This is a genomic window from Noviherbaspirillum saxi (genome assembly GCF_003591035.1).
Classification (GTDB): Bacteria; Pseudomonadota; Gammaproteobacteria; order Burkholderiales; family Burkholderiaceae_D; genus Noviherbaspirillum; species Noviherbaspirillum saxi.
In genome coordinates, this window is sequence record NZ_QYUO01000002.1 from 958,254 (window position 1) to 976,216 (window position 17,963).

The window sequence follows — 17,963 nt, forward strand, 5'->3', positions numbered from 1 at the left end:
CCTAGCGCGAAGTATTTTTGCCGGGTTCAACATTAAGCATGGGGCCGTTGCGCTATGTCAGAAGTGCTTGTTTAAGCCGGTACGTGAAACGATGAAAATCGCTGGTATTTTTCCTAGACTGACTTTCCGTGGCCACGGAAATGCCACGGCCTGGATATCAATGGCACGAAAGGAAACACCATGCGCATTTTATCTACGTTGGCGCGACAGGTCGGTACAGCAACGATTGGGCCATGTCTATAGTCGGTACGTTCATGACCGCTCGCCGTTGCCAGAAAGGAGATCCTTATGGCTTCTAACCCGATGCTTGAGCCATCATCGCTCGCACCACCTCATCGATCAATCAGAGATTTGCCCGGTCCTAGAGGCGTTCCATTTCTTGGGAATGCGCTGCAAATCAAAACTTCCAGAATTCATTTACAACTTGAGGCGTGGAGCCGAGTTTACGGCGAGCGTTATCGCATATCACTAGGACCGAGAACATTTCTAGTGACATCAAATCAAAACGACATAAGCCAAGTGATGAAGGATCGCCCTGATGGATTCCGCCGCACCAGCAGGCTGGAAATGATAAGTAAGGGATTCGGCATGGGTGGTCTATTCTCCGCGAATGGAGAACAGTGGAAGCGTCAGCGACCGCTCATAATGTCAGCCTTTAATCCAGGACATGTCAAGGCCTATTTCTCGGCAATTCACACAGCGACACGCCGGTTGCAGCAGCGCTGGAAAAATTTTTCTGAGTCCGGTGCCGCATTCGAGCTCGAACCTGACCTGATGCGGTATACCGTGGATATCACTGCTGGCCTTGCCTTTGGAACGGACATAAACACTATTGAAAGTAAGGAAGAAATCATCCAGGAACATTTGCAAGACATCTTTCGGATGTTGCAGAAGAGGCTGTTTGCTCCAATCCCATACTGGCGCTGGATACGTTTAGCAGAGGATCGCAAGCTCGACCAGGATCTGCAATCTGTAGGCGTCGCAATAACTGGGTTCATTGCCGCCGCTCGTCAGCGCATGCAAAATAATCCAAGTTTGTATGAACAGCCAAGCAACCTGCTCGAGGCAATGATAGCGGCGCGTGATGGGAACGACAGTAAGCTTTCCGAAAGCGAACTGGCTGGGAATATGCTGACCATGCTGCTAGCCGGGGAAGACACCACCGCCCATACGCTTGCCTGGCTGATTCACTTTCTCTACTGCAGTCCTCAAGTGCTGGAGCGTGTACGCCAGGAGGTTAATAGCGTGCTCGGCGCAGAACCAATTGCAACTCGGCATGAGCAATTGAGTCAACTCGACTATGTCGATGCTTGTATTCAGGAAGCGATGCGGCTCAAACCGGTTGGCCCAATCATGGCCACTGAAGCCAACCAAGACACAGTGCTGGCCGGCATCTCCCTTCCAAAAGGCAGCTTAGTCATGTTACTTACTCGAATGGGCTGTCTGAATGAGGAGCACTTCGATGCCCCGCAAGCATTTCTACCTGAACGCTGGTTAGGAGGGGCTACACCGGCAACGCATAGGAAGATTTCCATTCCTTTCGGCGCTGGCCCGCGTACCTGTCCAGGACGCTATCTAGCGTTGGAAGAAATGAAGATGCTGATCTCAATGCTGCTTCATAACTTCGATATTGACAGTGTCCAGACCACTGATGGAGACACGGTCGAGGAACGATTGAGCTTTACTCTGGTTCCTGTTGGTTTACAGATGCGATTAGCCGATCGACGAAGCTAGACTTAGCTTTCCATCATTTAGTAGCGGCGCATGCTGGTACTGGAGATGCGGTTTCACCCGCCATCGAGCACACCCTTCAGTGAGTCGCCCCATCTGCAGGTTGGGTGTGCAGGGTGTTGTTGAGCAACGCGATATGATGCTTTCGCACCAGGAGTCTGCGCGGCAGAAGAAAAGGAAATTTACTTAAAAATTTTCAGCCTTATAGAACGCGCTACAAGCGATTTTTTCGGCTGTGTGAAGAGGGTAAAAGACCCCTGAAATTGCCAGAAATCGATCCTCAATCCTTCTGCCGCGCAGATTCCTAGAAGACTTTTATGCGCAGTGTCATTAGTTCATTCGGTAATCCCGAATGACGTCCGCATCCGGCTCAATGCCAAGCCCTGGACCTTGCGGCACCGCGATAGCGCCGCGCTTGGGGATGATTGCATCGCCGTACAACTGCGCTTCCAGATCGAAGTAGCGCCATTCCACCAGCGCACTCGGACCGCCTAATGCAGCACTGCTGTGTACACTCGCAAGCAATCCGGGACCGTCATAAAATGCATGCACCATGACGGTCGTATTATGGGCACTAGCCAGCGCGAATACTTTGCGTAATTCGGTGATGCCACCCATCTTCGCCGGGCTCGGCTGCACGAAATCGACAGCTTGCGCTTGCAGCAAGTGCTGGAAATCCATCAAGGTCGATGCATTCTCGCCGGCAGCGATCGGAATCCCGCCTTCGCGGCGCACCCTTGCGAGGCCGTCATAATTTTCAGGTGGCCACACCGGTTCTTCCAGCCAGCGCAAGTTATAGGGATGCAGTTCATTGGTCCTATCCAGCGCTTCGCGCACCGTCCATGGACAATTCACGTCGAGTGTCATCTCCACATCGTCCCCGGCTGCTTCGCGCGCAGACCGCACACAGTCGATCTTCACTTCATGCAACTTGATATGCCGGTAGCCGTCGCTCAGTGCACGCGTGACATTTGCTGTGACCAGTTCGGGATCCGTGTACCGGATAAGGCTAGCATAACAGGGCAGTCGGTCGACGTCGCTGCCTCCCAGCAGTTGATGAACCGGTTGGCCGGCCTCTTTGCCAGCGATATCCCACAACGCTATATCCAGCGCCGACAAACCATACATGATGGCTCCGCTGCGTCCGAAGATATGCAAGGTTACTTGAAGCTCGTGCATGAGCTTGCCAATGAGTGATGGATCGCGACCAATGCAAAGCGGTGCAATGATTTTCTCAATTGCCACTTTCACAGCCGGGATCACGGTAAACCCAAAACTTTCGCCCCAACCGACAAGCCCTTGATCTGTGGTTACTTTTACGATCAGCGAATCGACGGTTTTCAAATCCTTCCCGCCCCATGCGCCGGTATCCGACCTGCCTCCGGCGGTAAATGGAATACGCAATGGAATGGCTTCGATCGTTTCTATCTTCCTGCTGACGGTGATGCTCATGGTGGCGTTCCTGTCAATGCAGAAGTCATCGTTTGTCTCACTATGGCGTCGTCGTATCAGAGTGACGACCGGGAATCTACTTGAAGCGCTCCATTAGAAAGAAGCGCTGATGCATCGCGCATGACTTTTTGGACGACGTCGCCTGCGGAAGGAAGGTCTTGAACTAAGCCAATGGCCTCGCCTGCGATCACTGCTGCAATGTCGAAGTTGCCTTCCCGGCGTGCCTCTGCGTATTTTGAAGCCTCTTCTTGATGCCGCAACAACTCGATCTCGCGACCGAACCAGCGGTCCAAATGTATATTGCGCAGACAGCGTCCGGTAAAAGGAGCGGGCCATATATTGCGTCGGGAGATATCGAACACGATGCTGCGCAACGTGTCGTCACCCGTGGCGGCAAGGACACGCTCCTTTGCCGCTTGCAGCGCGGCCGATTCCTGTGTGGCGTAAAACCGTGTTCCCATGAGTGCTCCTGAAGCGCCAAGCATGAACGCTGCGGCCAACCCGCGACCGTCGGCAATTCCGCCTGCAGCGACGATCGGCAGCGTGCTTCCAAGCGCATCCACAATTTCCGGCACCAAGGTAAACAGCCCACGAGACATGCCATGACCGCCGGCCTCCGCCCCCTGCGCGACGAGGATATCGGCACCGCTCTCTGCGGCTTCTTTTGCAAGGGCGAGGGACTGGACCTGACAGACCAAAATCGCGCCGGTGCGTTTGATTCGATCGGCGAATGGCTTTGGATTCCCGAAAGAAAGCATGACTGCTGCCGGTTTATGCTCCAGAGCGATGTCAAGAAGCCTGGGGTTCTTTGCCATGCTCCAAGTGATGAAGCCGACGCCATAACGTGACTTGGCTTGTTCAAGCAGGCCGAGTTCACGGACGAGCCACTGTTCATCGCCGTATCCGCCTCCAAGAATTCCAAGGCCGCCGGCAGCGATGACCGCTGCTGTCAAACGTGCATCGGACACCATATCCATGGGTGCCAGCAGAATCGGATGGGATATACGGAGTAGTTCCGTTATTGCCGTACTGATCGACATACGAGCCTCCATCCGGTTATGCAACAATCAAATTTTGGAAAATCTGAAATCACAGACCTGTAGATGTTGCAAATCGGTCAGGCGCTTAGGCAAGTCCTCTTTTATGCTCCCCCCGTAATGCCCTCGGCCTGCTTTGAACGTAGATTTCTTCATCCATAGAGAAACAAAGGAACGGGATCGTGAAATGAGTGATAGTGGCTCACAGGACTGCCATACATTTGCACACGTATTCCAGTCTATATTCCGCTTGTAATACCTGTGCCAGCAAAGCATCTCATTAGCAATCCAATTGATCCTCGTCAAACCGGTTGAGGCTGGCAACAGACCCCAACACTCGAGGATAGATTGCCTGAAAACTACTAGCGCTAATCAGTAAACTTCGGAAATGGAATTCATCCAGTACTACAACCCTTAACAGATCCGTCCCGTGTTCAAGGAACGATTGTGGTAAATAAATAGACTGCAAAGATCACCAAGTGCACAGTTCCCTGCATGACTGTCGTGCGACCGGTACCTAACGACAGCGTCGCCACGATAAGGGATAGCACCAGGAGTACCGTGGACTTGACGTCGATCCCGAGCGACAAGGTCCAGCCCGTGGCCAATGAGACGATGACTACAGCAGGAATGGTCAGACCGATGCTGGCCAAGGCTGATCCCAGAGCCAGGTTGAGACTGGTTTGCAGGCGATTGGCACGCGCCGCTTGAAACGCGGCAATCCCTTCTGGCAGGAGCACGACGGTCGCGATAATGATGCCCACGAGCGCCTTCGGTGCGCCCGCAGCAACCACTGCCGCCTCCAGCGTTGGTGCAAGTGATTTGGCTAGCAGGACTACGCTGCCCAGGCAGGCCAGCAGGAGTGCGCCGCTGATCCAGGCTAGTTTGGCCGAGGGGGGCGCCGCGTGAATCTCCTCGTCGCCCATGGCAACTTCCGGCAGGAAGTAATCACGGTGCCGCACGGCCTGTATCAGCACGAAAGTCCCGTAAAGCACGATAGAAACGATGGCAATGAAAGCCAGTTGGCTTTCGCTGTAAACGGGACCTGGAGTGGTAGTCGTGTAGTTCGGCAGTACCAACGTCAACACGGAAATCGCTGCGAGCGTCGCAAGCGCAGCCGACACGCCATGCAGCCCGAAAGTCTGCTCACGATGGCGCGTACCACCCGCTAGCAGGCATAGTCCGACCATTCCGTTCAGGATGATCATCACTGCGGCAAACACCGTATCGCGCGCCAGTCCGGTGGTGGCTTCGCCGCCGGCGATCATGAGCGATACGATCAACGCGACTTCGATCGCCGTGACCGCCACGGCCAGTACCAGCGTGCCATACGGCTCACCAATCCGGTGTGCAACCACTTCCGCATGGAACACCGCAGCCAGCACTCCCGCGAACAGCCCAATTGCGAGGAGGAAGATGTAGACACCACCGAGAATTTCACTGGCGCCAAGCCCGGCACCTGCGAGCAGGAGCCAGGCAACAACGGGGGCGGCGATGGACCAAAGGGGAAGGGATGTTGAGATTTTCATGGCGACATTGGAAAAGAGACAAGCGATTTTACCAATTCCGCCTTGGTTTCCCCGATGTCTGTTGTCGCCAGAAGAGCAGAGTTCGCGCAGGCGCAAGCCTAAGCATCATCCTTGGGCGCCTTGAAAAGATCATCAAGTTGCCGGGATGTTCCCTGCGGTCGGACGGTGCCTCGACGACCCGAAAATTCTTCCTCTATGTTGTCGCGGTAGTAGCTCCAGGCCGATCCGGAGGTTGATAATGTGCGCCAGACCTCGGCCCCTACACCCGAATAATCTATCGCACTACCATCCTCGAATTCGACGCGCAGGATACGTTCGCGCGGGTCGTAACCAATCGCACGTAGTTTTCCGGCATTGATCCTTTTCATCTCCATGATTAACTCCATCCATGTTTATGATTGTCCGCGACAGGCCGGTTGGCCTCCATCGTTGGGATTTCACTCGTGGATTTTACCGTTCAAGCGGACATCGCAGGTTATCCCTGTGAGTTTGTCGAAACTTTCTCTGTCAGCTCATGGGGCCTACTTGCGCGGTTTAGTTTGCCGCTCATACGCCGCGGTGCGATCATGATCCAGGCGAACAGTGCGCCAGCTACGGCCATACCGGCCGACACCAGCATCACCTGCCTGAAACCCGACACCATCGAAGCGGCGACCGCCTGCTCCACCGCATTACGTACTGCGGGCGGCGCATCTGTCGGCGCCACGATGGCCCCCATTCTGTCGCGCTGGGCCAGCACCGCCTGCTCGAGCGGTGCGGCAAGCTCAAGGCCCTCGATGCGCGCATCGAGGGCGCGGCCAAAGCCTGCGCCCATTACCAGCCCAAGCACCGCGATCGCGAGAACGGCACCGACGCGCGACACAGCATTGTTGATGCCCGAAGCCATACCGGCCAGCCGTTCGCCGTGGGCATTCATTACCGTAGTGGTCAGCGGCGCGACGGTGATGGCCATGCCAAGACCGAGTACGATGACTGCGGGGAAATAGGTAGACCAATAGCTGCCGCCCAGCCCGGGCAATGCGAACAGGGCGAAGCCGGCCGCGGCGACCAGCGGGCCGATAACCAACGGCAACCGGGCGCCGTAACGGTCCGCCACACCGCCGCTCCAGCGTGACAGCAGGAACATGATCGCGACGAAGGGCAGCAGCGTGGCGCCGGCTTCCGTAGGTGTGTAGCGCTGCGCCTGGATCAGGTTAAGCGGCAGGAAGTACAGGCCGCCGCCCAGCCCCGCATACAACAACAAGGTAAGCAGGTTGGCGCCGCTGAAATCGCGCGAGCGGAACAGGGAAAAACGCAGCAGCGGCGCCGGATGACCGCGCTCCACCACGGCGAACAGGCTGCCCGCGACCACGGCCAACGTCACGGCGGCCAGCACCGGAGCGCTGCGCCAGCCGCGCTCCGGCCCGTCGGTGAGGAAAAACACCAGGCTGCCCAGCGCCAGGCTGGCGAGAAGGGCGCCGGCCCAGTCAAAGCGGCTGTCGCGGCCAGGCGCGTGGCTTTCGGGAATACAGCGCCACGTGAGAAGAAGCACGGCAATGCCCAGCGGAATGTTGATCAGGAAGGCGGCGCGCCAGGACAGGTGATCGATCAGGAAGCCGCCCAGCACCGGCCCGATGGCGGCGGTGAGCGAGGTATAGGCCGACCAGGTGCCGATGGCCTTGCCCCTTCCTTCTTCATCGAAGGATGCACTGATGATGGCGAGGCTGCCTGGCACCAGCAAGGCGCCGCCCACACCCTGCACCGCACGTGCGGCAATGAGCTGATTGATCGAGCCTGCCAGGCCGCATGCGAGGGAGGCCAGCGTGAACACCAGCGTGCCGAGCGCAAACACCTTGCGCCGGCCGAAGCGGTCGCCGGCCGCGCCGCCGGCGAGCAGCAGCGCGGCCAGCATCAGGGCATAGGCTTCGATCACCCATTGCGCCTGGCGCGCGCTGGCGCCCAGCGTCTCTTGCAGCGCGGGCAGCGCGACATTGGCAACGGTACCGTCGACGAAGACCATGCTGGACGCGAGGATAGTCGTGGCCAGCACCCAAGGACGCATGCGTGCGACGCAGGGTGCTGCGCAAGGAGTGGCGCGGATCGCGGCTTCACCGCAAGGCAGGAGAGAGGGGCCGTGCATGAAAGAACCTTTCCGGGTAGGCTGGGATGAAAGGCTGGCGCATCCGAAAGTAAGGCAACGTGTGCAATCTTCACGTTCAATTTTTAATTCGATTTCTCATTGAAGGATGTGCGGACACATTGCCGGCAGCCATCGACGCCGCCGCTTTGGCATGCCCGGCACAACGCGCACATCAATTGTTCAAGCCGTCTTTTCCGTCAGGTAACGTCTGGCGTAGCGGCTATCCAGATTGGCCAAAGGCAAAAGGACGAGCAGGTCCGCACAATGAAATTCGGGATCCCATGCCGGTTCGCCGCAAATCCATGCGCCGCTGCGCAAATAAGCTTTGAGCAGTGGTGGAATGGCACGAGGCGCATCGGCGTCGCATTGCTGCAAGGGCAAACGCAGATGCGGGGTGGCCCGATATTCGGCTGGCGCAATGTGCTGGCTCGTCGCCAATTGTTGATAGACCACCGACGCGTTTGCTCCGCCATCGGCGAGACTGATGCTTGCACAGCCGATCAGGTAATCGCAATGATGGCGGCGAAGATAGCCGGCAAGTCCCGCCCACAGCAGCATGATGACAGCACCGCTGCGGTAATCCGGATGAATGCAGGCCCGACCTGCTTCGACCATGCGACCGCGTAAATGCTCGAAGCGCAACAGGTCGAATTCGCTTTCGCAATACAGCCGACCGGTTTCACGTGCGGCTGCAGGTTTGAGCAAGCGATACGTGCCGACGACCTGCAATGTACCGGAGTCACGCACAATCAAATGATCGCAATACCGGTCAAACTCATCCTGGTCGAGACGTTCCGCATTCATCAGGGACGAGAGTCCTCCGGCCTCGATAAAGATCTTGTATCGCCGGCGCTGCAGACAGACTGGTGCATCCCAGTTGCTCAACGCGCCTCGCCGTCGCATGGCGAACACCGCTACGTATCCATACCGACGCGGGGCACGATTTGCCGCTGCAGGATGCCGCATGGGTCGCACGCGAAGTTGCAAGCTGGTCTTCTTGTCATGGAAATTACCTAGAGTCGCCTCGTATCAGCGACCGGTAAGGAATGCGCGAACATAGAGGCGACTGGGTGCATTTTCCAAGACATAAGAGCGCCAATTCCATAGCCAATTCTCATTGATGTAATGCCGACGATGGTGTGTCGATTCGGTTGCAAAACGGACCGTATGCCGTTACCCGATAAAAGGCTGATATTTCAAAGCAGACGATCCGACCGGTTCGGTTGATTCCTCCACTTTGTGCATAAAATATGTTGCAGCGAGGAGATCGGCGGCACCGCCTGGAGAGATATTATTGCGTACGAAGTCGTGGTGGCACTTCACGGCAACTGTGCGCCAGTCCGGATTAGCCGTACCCCCTTCTTTTAGAAACGCTGATGCGCGTTGCCTGACGAACCGGTTGGCAGAGGCTCCACCTCGGTAATAGATATTCGTATCATCCATCTCGGCCATCAATGTGAAGAGCACGTCCACGAGCGCCCATTCCAAATCTCCTCCTGCCTGGAGAGTCTTTCGCAGGACCGGAAGCCCAACGTTAAACACCGACGGAAACCCCCTGGCAGCCTCTTCACGTGCGCCACCGACAAGGTGGGCGTTTGCAACTAGTTGACCGTGTGACAGGCCCGCGCCTCTGTTCATATGGCGGCAGACATCCTCTCCCCAAACGTCTAAAAATACTCGCCGCACCTTCGTCGCGGTTGGCACAATGTTGATTGCATAACACTGGCCGACTGAAGCGCACAGCAATCCAAGACTGAAGATTGCACCTCGATGTGTATTGATGCCGTTCGTTGCCTTCAACATCCTGTATTCAGCTGCCAAGCCCAACTGTTTCAGAACGTCAAATGAGGCGCCGTCTCCCCCTGCTGCAGTGATCACGCCGAAGTATGTTCGTAAGGCGAAAAGGCTGCGCAAAAACGTCTTCGCCGTCATATCCTTATGGCTGCCATTGTCGACAAATGAAACTAAACCAGGCTTTGGATAGAGTGCGATTTCATGGTAGAGACTCTGGATCGCCAGCCGAGCGACCGCTAAGTGAGAGCGCGGTACAGTAATGCGGCTTGTAAGACCCGTCACGTAATTGGTGCTCACTGATGATGTTCTATGATGTTGCAACTGGAAACCAGTGTCCCTAGGGTCAAGGAGAGGTGAACCGTTCATTGCGTCGTTTCAAATGTATGTAGAAGTGTATCCATTTTGGCGAGATAGGCTTTGTGGCACCCCTTCACCAACACTCGGCGTCCGTCGTTGGAGTGACGCGCTGCCTGCCATTCTTTCCACGCCACTGCTTCCATGCTCGGGAAAACAACTTCACCGTCCAAGGGCAACTGATCAGCGGTGTGGTCCAACAAATCGACTATCCTTTTCAGTTCTTCTTGTGTGCGGGGATAGCACAAGATGTCTATATCTGAGTTGTTACGAACATAGGGTTGGCCGGTGATGAACTGCCAGGAAGCAGACCCATATACGCGAAGCGTAATGTTGAGGTTAGCAGCTTCCTGTAGCAAAGTAGTGATTCCATCGTGCCAACGAGTCGGCAAGACACTTATCACACGATCTAAAGAAATCGGGGCTGTTGTTCTAGAGACCGCATCTCGTGGGATTGCAAGTGGAACTCGAGGCCGTGTACCGTCGTCGCGCGGCGGGCCAGCAATCCCGACACAAATCTGATCTTCAGCTATTCCTACTTCGTGCCGCCTTGCGATTGCAGGCCAATCTTTGGTACACCACTCCTCTATCAGGGTGACGTTTCCGGGATGGACCTGGTTCATTACTGAGTCCCAGCCTTCTGACGACAACCACACTAGGAAGTGCCTATTGAGCATTATCGTCATTCGCGTAGTATTCGATTACCGAGGCAGCCAATTTGCGGCCGCCGCGGCGATCGCCAATTTGATGCCGGTTATCTTCCTTTGTTGGTGAGTTAAGCGCACCCTTAAGTGCCGCGGCTAAATTTTCGCTCCAGATTTCATGAACGCCGCCCATGCGGTAATAATTCTCGACGCCCGGCGCAAAAACGGGATTGTCTTTCGCAAGCGAGGTAAGGCGCTCTTCTGCGACTTTTGTAATCCGTGCCATGGCCGGTAACCCCATTACCCGTATGGTCGCGTCAGGTAAAGCGTAGCAAGAATCAGCCATCAGGCCACTTGTGATGAAGCCTCCTGAGAGAGCTTGATCGTAAACAAGTCCAATAACTTGGTGACCGCTGCGGCGCGCCAGGTCAATGCATTTCCCAAGATGCGCCATATAGCCATTAATTCCCAGCATTTCATCGCGATGGCGGAGACGTTGGCCCTGTGTATCAATCAGGATCACTATGGGCTGCCCTGGGGCGTTCTGGATCGTTTCGAGGATAGCATGCGCTTGCGCCATTGCTATCTCAACCCCGATAGCTACATGATCGGTCGTGCCTATAACCCGTACTGCGGAACCGTTCACTGTCGCTTCGCCGGATAGAAATGACCCTTCCTCGGAAATGCTATGCCCCTCTGGAAAGAGAAGCTCGGTCAAAGTACGCCATTCCATTTTTGCCCTCTTAAGGTGAGTTAGTGGATCGTTGGAAAGCACTGATTAGCACGCGCGTTCGCGCCCTGCGTATCACTAATATGGCGCTCCATAGCAATGCATCCTTTCCGGAGAAATCCTATGCAAAGGCACTTTCCTCCATTCATAAGCGTGCGACGCCCATAACTCACAGGCGGGTGAGGAATAGTTTACAACGCCAGGCCAAGGCAGCCGGATGTCGATGCGCTTGCTGTGTAGGCTACTTCGCAATTACCTGAATCCGATTTACTTCATTTCTTGAGCCACTTAAAGGCTGTGTAAGTCCATTAATGTCCGTCGCACGACATGCAATGCGGTGACTGCCGTTTGGAAGGTTGACCAGCACTTGGAAGCGCTGCCATTCAAATTGGTGCCGTGGCTTCACATCGGCTTCAATCCACGATGCACCGTCATCGACCGATACTTCTACCTTCGAAACCGGCTGACCAGCCCATGCCCAACCATTCAGATTTACGGGACCTGACTGAACGGTGCTTTGATCTCCGGGCGATGTAATGATCGAATGAGGTGTAGCTTCCCATACTGGCCGAGTAACTGTCGAGCCGCTTTCTCCTACGGTTTCGTTATACCAAACGGTAGTGAATGGGCTTTGAGGCCGATCACGCTGCGCAGAAATCTTGCACAGCCACTTTGTCGAATTCGTTCCAAAGTAACCGGGCACGACCAAGCGGGCTGGGCCCCCTCGATTGATGGATAGCGGCATACCATTCATCGCATAGGCAACCAGCACCTCTGTAGAAAGTGCTTTTTCTAAAGGGATGTCCTTTTGATACCTGTCAATCGCTTGGCCACCGTAGCTGCCGCGATCCAGACCTTCTGACCATATGAACTGTGCGTCTTTTTCAAGGCCAGCCAAATTAAGAAGCACGTCAAGCGGTACGCCCGTCCAGGTCACATTACCCACACGATGAACGGGCGATGTAGCGGGTTTTAATGGGCTTCCATAGCATTCATGAAACGACGTAACCTCTTTGTACGGTAGTGTTTTAAGATCAGCGAGAGATAAACGCAGGGGCTTACGTACCAATCCATCTATCGCCAGTATCCATGCACTCTCATCTACCTTAGGTGCACCCATATGAATCGTTTCAAACAAATTCGCGTCACTGGTCAGGAACTCAGTGAGTTCATGAGGTGGGGGCGATGGCTTGAGATGAAAGCCTTCGAAAACATACCCTGCGAAGGCCTTGCGTTCATTTTCGTTCATTTCAAATAGCCGAAAAGGTTTGGAACCAGGTTACATTGACTGTGCGATGTCTTGTTGTAGGTCGAGCGCGGCGGACTGATCCTTGTTCCGCATTGGCGTGTCATTAAAGCTGATCGGTTCAAGACGCGTTCGATTAACGTTTAGGTTGAAAATATCAAAGCGATTGTAGTAGCCCACTACGTCGTGGAATTGCTTAGGCTCAACGCAGTCTTCCACGTCAATCTCGGCATACAGAATTCCCTCGTCATTTTGCAAACTATCACCGATTTGTTTGCTTGAAGGCCCAATAAACATAGAGACAGAACGGGGAGTTTGATCGAGTATTTCTGCTACGGAATTGTCGTGGCTCACCAAGTAGTCGCGCATTGCCTTGTCCATAAAGCCAGAACTGACAATGCCAAATGCCTTCGCTTCGAAGGAATGTGCGCCAGCCCGAATGCGGACGGCAGCTGCTATATCGTAATTGGCGGCAGTGTTCGTACTACTTGGTTTCTCCGTCGGCCAGATCGGCGGCCACGCTGAGATATGAATCTGCTCGCCTTGTGCCATTAGCGAAAAGCGTGCAAGAGGATTGGTGTTCTCACCGCAGATTAAAGCCCCAATTTTTCCAAGACGCGTATTGCTTACTTGCAGGCCAGCTCCGTCACCCGGCGCCCAGACCATCTTCTCATAGAAAGTAGGGACAAGTTTGCGGTGGTGGTTCAGGATTTCACCTTCGTCAGAAATCAAGAGATTACTGTTCCATATACCACCAACACTTACGGGGTTCGTCTCACTGATTCCAATTGAGACGAAGATATTGTTTTTCTTCGCCTCTTGGCAAATACGTTGCACTTGCGGACCATCAACGGCTACGGAGTTTGCCACCATGCGTTTGAAGAAAGCGTGGTTATATATCGGCGCCCACAATGCCGCCCAAACGGGAAATGCCGGGATGAACGACTCGGGAAATACAACCAGCTCGGCTCCGTTGTGCGCAGCCTCCCTGATGAGATCGCACACCTTCAATGTCGTTGCTTCACGGTTCAGAAAAACCGGAGCGGCATGCACGGTTGCAGCCTTAAATTTTGGATAGATCATAACGGTTCCACATAAGATTGTTCTGAAGTCACGATAGCACCGAAGGCTTAAAACCGGTATTCCGAAGAAATGCACACTATCGTGTAAAAATGCTGTCCTGTTTTTCGGAGAAACAAAAGCTAAAACGCCTGTTAATTAAAGGTCAACATGTGGAGCGACCGGTTTCTGATACTTATACGCACCGTATTGACGCGTTCTAAGAATCGATCGATATCGCATAGAGGAAGAGTGGATGCATCATCGATTCCTACGGCCGTCCATATAGAGGTGGAGTCTGCCATCCCTCCGTATTTATCAATTCGCGCCTGAAGCAAGGCATGCTCATCGCCAAGTGCTTCGAGCGTTAGTTCGGCAGCCATTTTTTCACTACGGTAGGCATTTATTGCTCCGATAGCTGCATGGCGGAATGCATCCGTGCTATCAGGTACGATCCCGTCTGCGTCGTTCATGATGTAGCGGTGCTTCCCGCCGGTCGTTCGCCACACTAGTGCCCGGTCGCGGGAGTCGAATTCTTCAACACCATTGGCCGTCTCGATGACTTCCGGACCAGACATCCCTAAGCGGGCCTCTTCAGACATTACAATGAAGTTTGTGCATTTGGCTACTATGCCCATGCCACCAAAGCATCCATTCGAACCGCCGATCAAAGTTATAACAGGGATTCCCGCGGCTCTTACCGCCAGAATCGCACGCATCACTTCAGATACCGCAATAAGGCCGGCATTGGCTTCGTGTAATCTCACACCGCCGGTATCAAGTAGCAATAGAAGGGCGGTGCAATTCTGCCGCACGGCACGTTTCGATAGACCCACGAGTTTAGCCCCGTGTACTTCGCCGACAGCACCTCCCATAAATCTACCTTCCTGAGAGGCTATCAATACTTTACTTCCTCCAAGGAGACCTTCTCCAGTTATCACGCCATCATCAAATGCCACCGGCAAATACAATTGGGCGAGGTGGGGACTCGTCATGCGCAGTTCAGGGCGTAGAAGCTCCCGGAAGCTACCCGGATCAAGGATGTGTTCTATACGTTGTCGAGCTGAGGCTTCTAAAAAGCTATTCATTTTTGACCTATGTCTTGGGATGAGCTGGCACGGCACGATGGGCCAGCGCTAGCCCCCTAGTTTGGAAGATTTGCTGGTGGCGACTAGCTCTGCCGCTTGATCTAACCGAAGGCGGACAACTGCAGGGGTCGCTCCCATGTCATTGATTGAGACCTTTGTATCCGTAAAGAGCCATGCCTGATGAAAATCCGCGACCACTGCCTTCCAGGTTGCATCGAATCCGGTCACAGACGTGTTGACTTCAAAAGTACACGCACCACTGTGTGGGCTTGGTTCAATTAGTATCTCCAGGTTTCCGGACGCTACAACACCGGCTATGACGGGCTTTTGCACACTGGAGTACTTTCCATCAAGGTGTTTAAAAACAAGCCTTTGCATTTCAGGTCCTCACGTTACCAATTTCGGAATTGACGAGGTGGATCGTAGAGCCCACCGGAAAGACGCACTAAATCTTTCATTGTTTTGGCGGCAAGTAGGTCTCTCGTGGCTAGCGATTTATCGATACCGAGATCTGCCGGACGTTGAATGATTCCCCGATCCCGTAGATTCTCTACGACGCGTCTGTCACGCCCCATACCGACCGGCGTATATCCGGCGACGCCTCTAATAGCCTGTTCACGTTCTTCAACATTGCGGCAGAGAAGAAGATTGGCGATGCCTTCTTCGGTAAGAATGTGCGTGACATCCTCACCGTAGATCATTACCGGCGGAAGGGGCATGGATGCCTGCTCCGCAAGTTGCCATGCGTCGAGTTTTTCAACAAAGGCGCTATGCATATGCTCGCGGAACGTTTCGACCATCTGCACTACTAATTTCTGGCCGCGGGGAATCTGTCCCGAGGCTTGCCTTCCTTGTTTCCCTGCTTTCAACCAAGCGGCACTGGCATGTCTGCGTCCACGGGAATCCGATCCCATGTTCGGTGCGCCCCCAAAACCAGAAATTCTTCCAAGCGTCGCCGTTGATGAATTACCCATCAGGTCGATCTGAAGTGTTGACCCGATAAACATATCGCACGCATAGTGACCTGCTACTTGGCATAGAGCACGGTTACTGCGCATTGATCCATCAGGACCGACGAAGAAAATATCCGGGCGGGCACGAATGTAGTTTTCCATACCCAGTTCAGATCCGAACGAGTAGACCGATTCGACGAAACCTGCTTCAATCGCCGGGATCAGGGTCGGGTGCGGATTGAGTGCCCAATGACGTGCGATCTTTCCGCGGAGTCCTAGCGCCTCGCCATAAGTCGGTAAGATCAGTTCAATTGCCGCCGTATCAAAACCAATACCGTGGTTAAGACGGTTGACTTCATACTCCTTATAGATTCCTTTAATAGCCATCATGGCCATAAGAATCTGAATCTCCGAAATTTGGGCAGGATCACGAGTGAAGAGTGGCTCAATATAATGCGGTCGGGGCGCTTCGACTACAAAGTCAACCCAGTCGGCAGGCACATCGATCCGCGGAAGTTGATCAACAATCTGGTTAACCTGAACGATTACGATCCCGCCTTTGAACGCAGTCGCCTCGAGAATTGCGGGAGTGTCCTCGGTATTTGGCCCTGTATAGAGATTGCCCTGGCGATCGGCGTACTGAGCGGCGACCAGGGCAACACGTGGCGTAAGGTCAACGAAATAACGCGCAAATAGTTCGAGGTAGGTATGGATAGCACCTATATTGAGCTTCCCTGACGATACTAGCTTTGCTAATCGGTTCGCCTGGGGCCCAGAGAAAGAAAAGTCGAGCTTTGATGCGATTCCCTTTTCGAATACGTCCAGATGCGCTGGAAGTGCGATTACTGACTGGATCATGTGGAGGCCATTTATTCGCTGCGGGTCCACCGACCGAAGGGATTCAGCTAGAAAATCAGCCTGTTTCTGATTGTTGCCTTCAAGGCATACTCGATCGCCTGGCTCTAGAACCGAATGAAGAAGGGGAACAATTTCCAATGCAGGCAGGATTTTTCCACTCAACGCTAAACCCAACGTTTCCTGTGCACGTTGCATCCTCGAAATACGATTGGCCTGCTGAGATCGCCAAGATAATTTCTCATTTAAAAGGTTTATAGCCATAAACTCTTTGCGATAATGGGTTGAAGTTGAACTGCTCTTGCAGAACTCAGGAGGGTTCCGCAAACGTTTGGAGGCGAACGGCCAGTTAACACTATCAGCTCGGCGCTAAATAGCGAAACGGAAATAACGCACCTATTTGTGCAAAAATGCATAGGGCTATGGACGAAGGCGCCTAGTATTCAGGAGGAGTTATGCAGTTTCAGCATCTAAATTGGGATGATCTCCGCGTTTTCCTCGAGGTGGCACGCGCGGGCAACATATCTAAGTCTGCAAAGCGGCTAAACATTGATCATTCAACGGCCAGCAGACGTATAACGCAATTAGAGTTCTCGCTCGGGTCCAGCCTGTTCGAGCGCAATCGAAGCGGGCTCGTACTTAATGCTCTAGGTCAGCGCCTGCTTGTCTACGTTGAAGGTATTGAAAGCAATGTCCTAGCCATTGGCGAGGCTGTAGGTGCAAAGGAACTCGAGCTGAGCGGGACAGTGCGCGTTGGGACGATGGAAGGTATTGCGTCGCTATATTTGGCCGAGCGGTTCTTGGGACTTCGAGAGCGGTACGGGGCGTTGCGCATCGAACTAGTCACTTCGTCTCAGCAACTACACGTCACCCGCCGCGAAGCTGACATCTTTTTGAGCTTCTTCCGGCCTGAGGGCAGAGGATTAGACGCTGAGATGATTGGTAAATTTAACCTCAATCTTTATGCTACGAGAAGTTACCTCGATAAACGTGGAGTTCCTACTTCGAGGGCGGATCTTAGGGACCATGACTTCGTCGGATATGTACATGATCTGATCCAGGTAGATACCGTCCGGTGGCTCGACGAAGTTATCGTCAACCCGAATCTCGTTTTTCATTCCACCAGCATGATTTCCCAGATGCATGCCGCGAGTAGCGGACTTGGGATAGTTCTTTTACCAACTTTCGCTGTACCGGAAAGACTCGGTCTTGAACGTTTACCGGTACAAGACGTAAAGGTCGAGCGTAAAATCTGGTTAAGTGCCCATCAAGACTTGCGTTATATTCCGCGTGTCAAGGCGGTTGTGCAATATCTTATGGCTATCGTTAGGAAAGATATGGAATTCCTGTCCACTTAGCCAATGTGAGCGTG

General features: G+C 53.9%; 16 protein-coding genes. 2 read left to right on the plus strand and 14 right to left on the minus strand.

What is annotated here, in order from left to right:
- Nucleotides 1-288: 288 nt before the first annotated feature.
- Nucleotides 289-1,734, plus strand: coding sequence for a cytochrome P450 (locus tag D3871_RS20185; RefSeq protein WP_119770846.1), 1,446 nt, complete (start codon nucleotides 289-291; stop codon nucleotides 1,732-1,734).
- Nucleotides 1,735-2,061: 327 nt separating this feature from the next.
- On the opposite strand, the gene D3871_RS20190 is transcribed toward D3871_RS20185, so the two are convergent.
- The 14 genes from D3871_RS20190 to mdcA all read right to left on the minus strand — a co-directional run bounded on the left by D3871_RS20190 (nucleotide 2,062) and on the right by mdcA (nucleotide 16,855).
- On the minus strand, nucleotides 2,062-3,183 hold the full coding sequence (locus D3871_RS20190) for a mandelate racemase/muconate lactonizing enzyme family protein (protein WP_119770847.1): 1,122 nt from the start codon (nucleotides 3,181-3,183) through the stop codon (nucleotides 2,062-2,064).
- A 56-nt stretch (nucleotides 3,184-3,239) separates the two neighbouring features.
- On the minus strand, nucleotides 3,240-4,223 hold the full coding sequence (locus D3871_RS20195; RefSeq protein WP_119770848.1) for an NAD(P)H-dependent flavin oxidoreductase: 984 nt from the start codon (nucleotides 4,221-4,223) through the stop codon (nucleotides 3,240-3,242).
- Between the two features lie 431 nt (nucleotides 4,224-4,654).
- Nucleotides 4,655-5,749 carry a calcium:cation antiporter gene (locus tag D3871_RS20200; protein ID WP_119770849.1) on the minus strand — a complete coding sequence of 365 codons (1,095 nt, stop codon included), beginning with the start codon at nucleotides 5,747-5,749 and terminating at the stop codon, nucleotides 4,655-4,657.
- Nucleotides 5,750-5,847: 98 nt separating this feature from the next.
- Nucleotides 5,848-6,123, minus strand: coding sequence for a KTSC domain-containing protein (locus tag D3871_RS20205; protein WP_119770850.1), 276 nt, complete (start codon nucleotides 6,121-6,123; stop codon nucleotides 5,848-5,850).
- A 101-nt stretch (nucleotides 6,124-6,224) separates the two neighbouring features.
- Nucleotides 6,225-7,868 (minus strand): MFS transporter, encoded by a 1,644-nt coding sequence (locus D3871_RS20210; protein WP_119770851.1) that lies wholly within the window; start codon nucleotides 7,866-7,868, stop codon nucleotides 6,225-6,227.
- A gap of 180 nt (nucleotides 7,869-8,048) precedes the next feature.
- Nucleotides 8,049-8,771 carry a GNAT family N-acetyltransferase gene (locus D3871_RS20215; RefSeq protein WP_119771466.1) on the minus strand — a complete coding sequence of 241 codons (723 nt, stop codon included), beginning with the start codon at nucleotides 8,769-8,771 and terminating at the stop codon, nucleotides 8,049-8,051.
- 270 nt (nucleotides 8,772-9,041) lie between these two features.
- Nucleotides 9,042-9,959, minus strand: coding sequence for a triphosphoribosyl-dephospho-CoA synthase MdcB (gene mdcB, locus D3871_RS20220; protein WP_158597993.1), 918 nt, complete (start codon nucleotides 9,957-9,959; stop codon nucleotides 9,042-9,044).
- A gap of 65 nt (nucleotides 9,960-10,024) precedes the next feature.
- The gene (gene mdcG / locus D3871_RS20225; protein ID WP_119770853.1) at nucleotides 10,025-10,702 is read right to left on the minus strand and encodes a malonate decarboxylase holo-[acyl-carrier-protein] synthase; all 678 of its coding nucleotides are present in this window, start codon (nucleotides 10,700-10,702) and stop codon (nucleotides 10,025-10,027) included.
- A complete protein-coding gene (gene mdcE, locus D3871_RS20230) occupies nucleotides 10,683-11,393 on the minus strand; it encodes a biotin-independent malonate decarboxylase subunit gamma (RefSeq protein ID WP_119770854.1) in 711 nt (236 codons plus the stop codon). Before mdcE ends, mdcG begins: the two co-directional genes overlap by 20 nt.
- A 238-nt stretch (nucleotides 11,394-11,631) precedes the next feature.
- On the minus strand, nucleotides 11,632-12,639 hold the full coding sequence (locus D3871_RS20235; RefSeq protein WP_119770855.1) for a molybdopterin-dependent oxidoreductase: 1,008 nt from the start codon (nucleotides 12,637-12,639) through the stop codon (nucleotides 11,632-11,634).
- Between the two features lie 30 nt (nucleotides 12,640-12,669).
- The gene (locus D3871_RS20240; protein ID WP_119770856.1) at nucleotides 12,670-13,719 is read right to left on the minus strand and encodes a carbon-nitrogen hydrolase family protein; all 1,050 of its coding nucleotides are present in this window, start codon (nucleotides 13,717-13,719) and stop codon (nucleotides 12,670-12,672) included.
- A gap of 131 nt (nucleotides 13,720-13,850) precedes the next feature.
- Nucleotides 13,851-14,783, minus strand: coding sequence for a biotin-independent malonate decarboxylase subunit beta (locus D3871_RS20245; protein ID WP_119770857.1), 933 nt, complete (start codon nucleotides 14,781-14,783; stop codon nucleotides 13,851-13,853).
- Nucleotides 14,784-14,831: 48 nt separating this feature from the next.
- Nucleotides 14,832-15,161 carry a malonate decarboxylase acyl carrier protein gene (gene mdcC / locus D3871_RS20250; protein WP_119770858.1) on the minus strand — a complete coding sequence of 110 codons (330 nt, stop codon included), beginning with the start codon at nucleotides 15,159-15,161 and terminating at the stop codon, nucleotides 14,832-14,834.
- Between the two features lie 14 nt (nucleotides 15,162-15,175).
- On the minus strand, nucleotides 15,176-16,855 hold the full coding sequence (gene mdcA, locus D3871_RS20255) for a malonate decarboxylase subunit alpha (RefSeq protein WP_119770859.1): 1,680 nt from the start codon (nucleotides 16,853-16,855) through the stop codon (nucleotides 15,176-15,178).
- Between the two features lie 191 nt (nucleotides 16,856-17,046).
- On the opposite strand from mdcA, the gene D3871_RS20260 reads away from it, so the two are divergent.
- Nucleotides 17,047-17,949 carry a LysR family transcriptional regulator gene (locus D3871_RS20260; protein ID WP_119770860.1) on the plus strand — a complete coding sequence of 301 codons (903 nt, stop codon included), beginning with the start codon at nucleotides 17,047-17,049 and terminating at the stop codon, nucleotides 17,947-17,949.
- The last annotated feature ends 14 nt before the right edge of the window (nucleotides 17,950-17,963 follow it).

Excerpts from the sequence above, each read along its gene's own strand:
- D3871_RS20190 (WP_119770847.1), bottom strand. The coding sequence starts at position 3,183 with ATGAGCATCACCGTCAGCAGGAAGATAGAAACGATCGAAGCCATTCCA.
- mdcE (WP_119770854.1), bottom strand. The coding sequence starts at position 11,393 with ATGGAATGGCGTACTTTGACCGAGCTTCTCTTTCCAGAGGGGCATAGC.
- D3871_RS20185 (WP_119770846.1), top strand. The coding sequence starts at position 289 with ATGGCTTCTAACCCGATGCTTGAGCCATCATCGCTCGCACCACCTCAT.
- D3871_RS20195 (WP_119770848.1), bottom strand. The coding sequence starts at position 4,223 with ATGTCGATCAGTACGGCAATAACGGAACTACTCCGTATATCCCATCCG.
- D3871_RS20215 (WP_119771466.1), bottom strand. The coding sequence starts at position 8,771 with ATGCGACGGCGAGGCGCGTTGAGCAACTGGGATGCACCAGTCTGTCTG.
- D3871_RS20245 (WP_119770857.1), bottom strand. The coding sequence starts at position 14,783 with ATGAATAGCTTTTTAGAAGCCTCAGCTCGACAACGTATAGAACACATC.
- D3871_RS20240 (WP_119770856.1), bottom strand. The coding sequence starts at position 13,719 with ATGATCTATCCAAAATTTAAGGCTGCAACCGTGCATGCCGCTCCGGTT.
- D3871_RS20200 (WP_119770849.1), bottom strand. The coding sequence starts at position 5,749 with ATGAAAATCTCAACATCCCTTCCCCTTTGGTCCATCGCCGCCCCCGTT.
- mdcG (WP_119770853.1), bottom strand. The coding sequence starts at position 10,702 with ATGACGATAATGCTCAATAGGCACTTCCTAGTGTGGTTGTCGTCAGAA.
- D3871_RS20260 (WP_119770860.1), top strand. The coding sequence starts at position 17,047 with ATGCAGTTTCAGCATCTAAATTGGGATGATCTCCGCGTTTTCCTCGAG.
- D3871_RS20205 (WP_119770850.1), bottom strand. The coding sequence starts at position 6,123 with ATGGAGATGAAAAGGATCAATGCCGGAAAACTACGTGCGATTGGTTAC.
- D3871_RS20210 (WP_119770851.1), bottom strand. The coding sequence starts at position 7,868 with ATGCACGGCCCCTCTCTCCTGCCTTGCGGTGAAGCCGCGATCCGCGCC.
- mdcC (WP_119770858.1), bottom strand. The coding sequence starts at position 15,161 with ATGCAAAGGCTTGTTTTTAAACACCTTGATGGAAAGTACTCCAGTGTG.
- D3871_RS20235 (WP_119770855.1), bottom strand. The coding sequence starts at position 12,639 with ATGAACGAAAATGAACGCAAGGCCTTCGCAGGGTATGTTTTCGAAGGC.
- mdcA (WP_119770859.1), bottom strand. The coding sequence starts at position 16,855 with ATGGCTATAAACCTTTTAAATGAGAAATTATCTTGGCGATCTCAGCAG.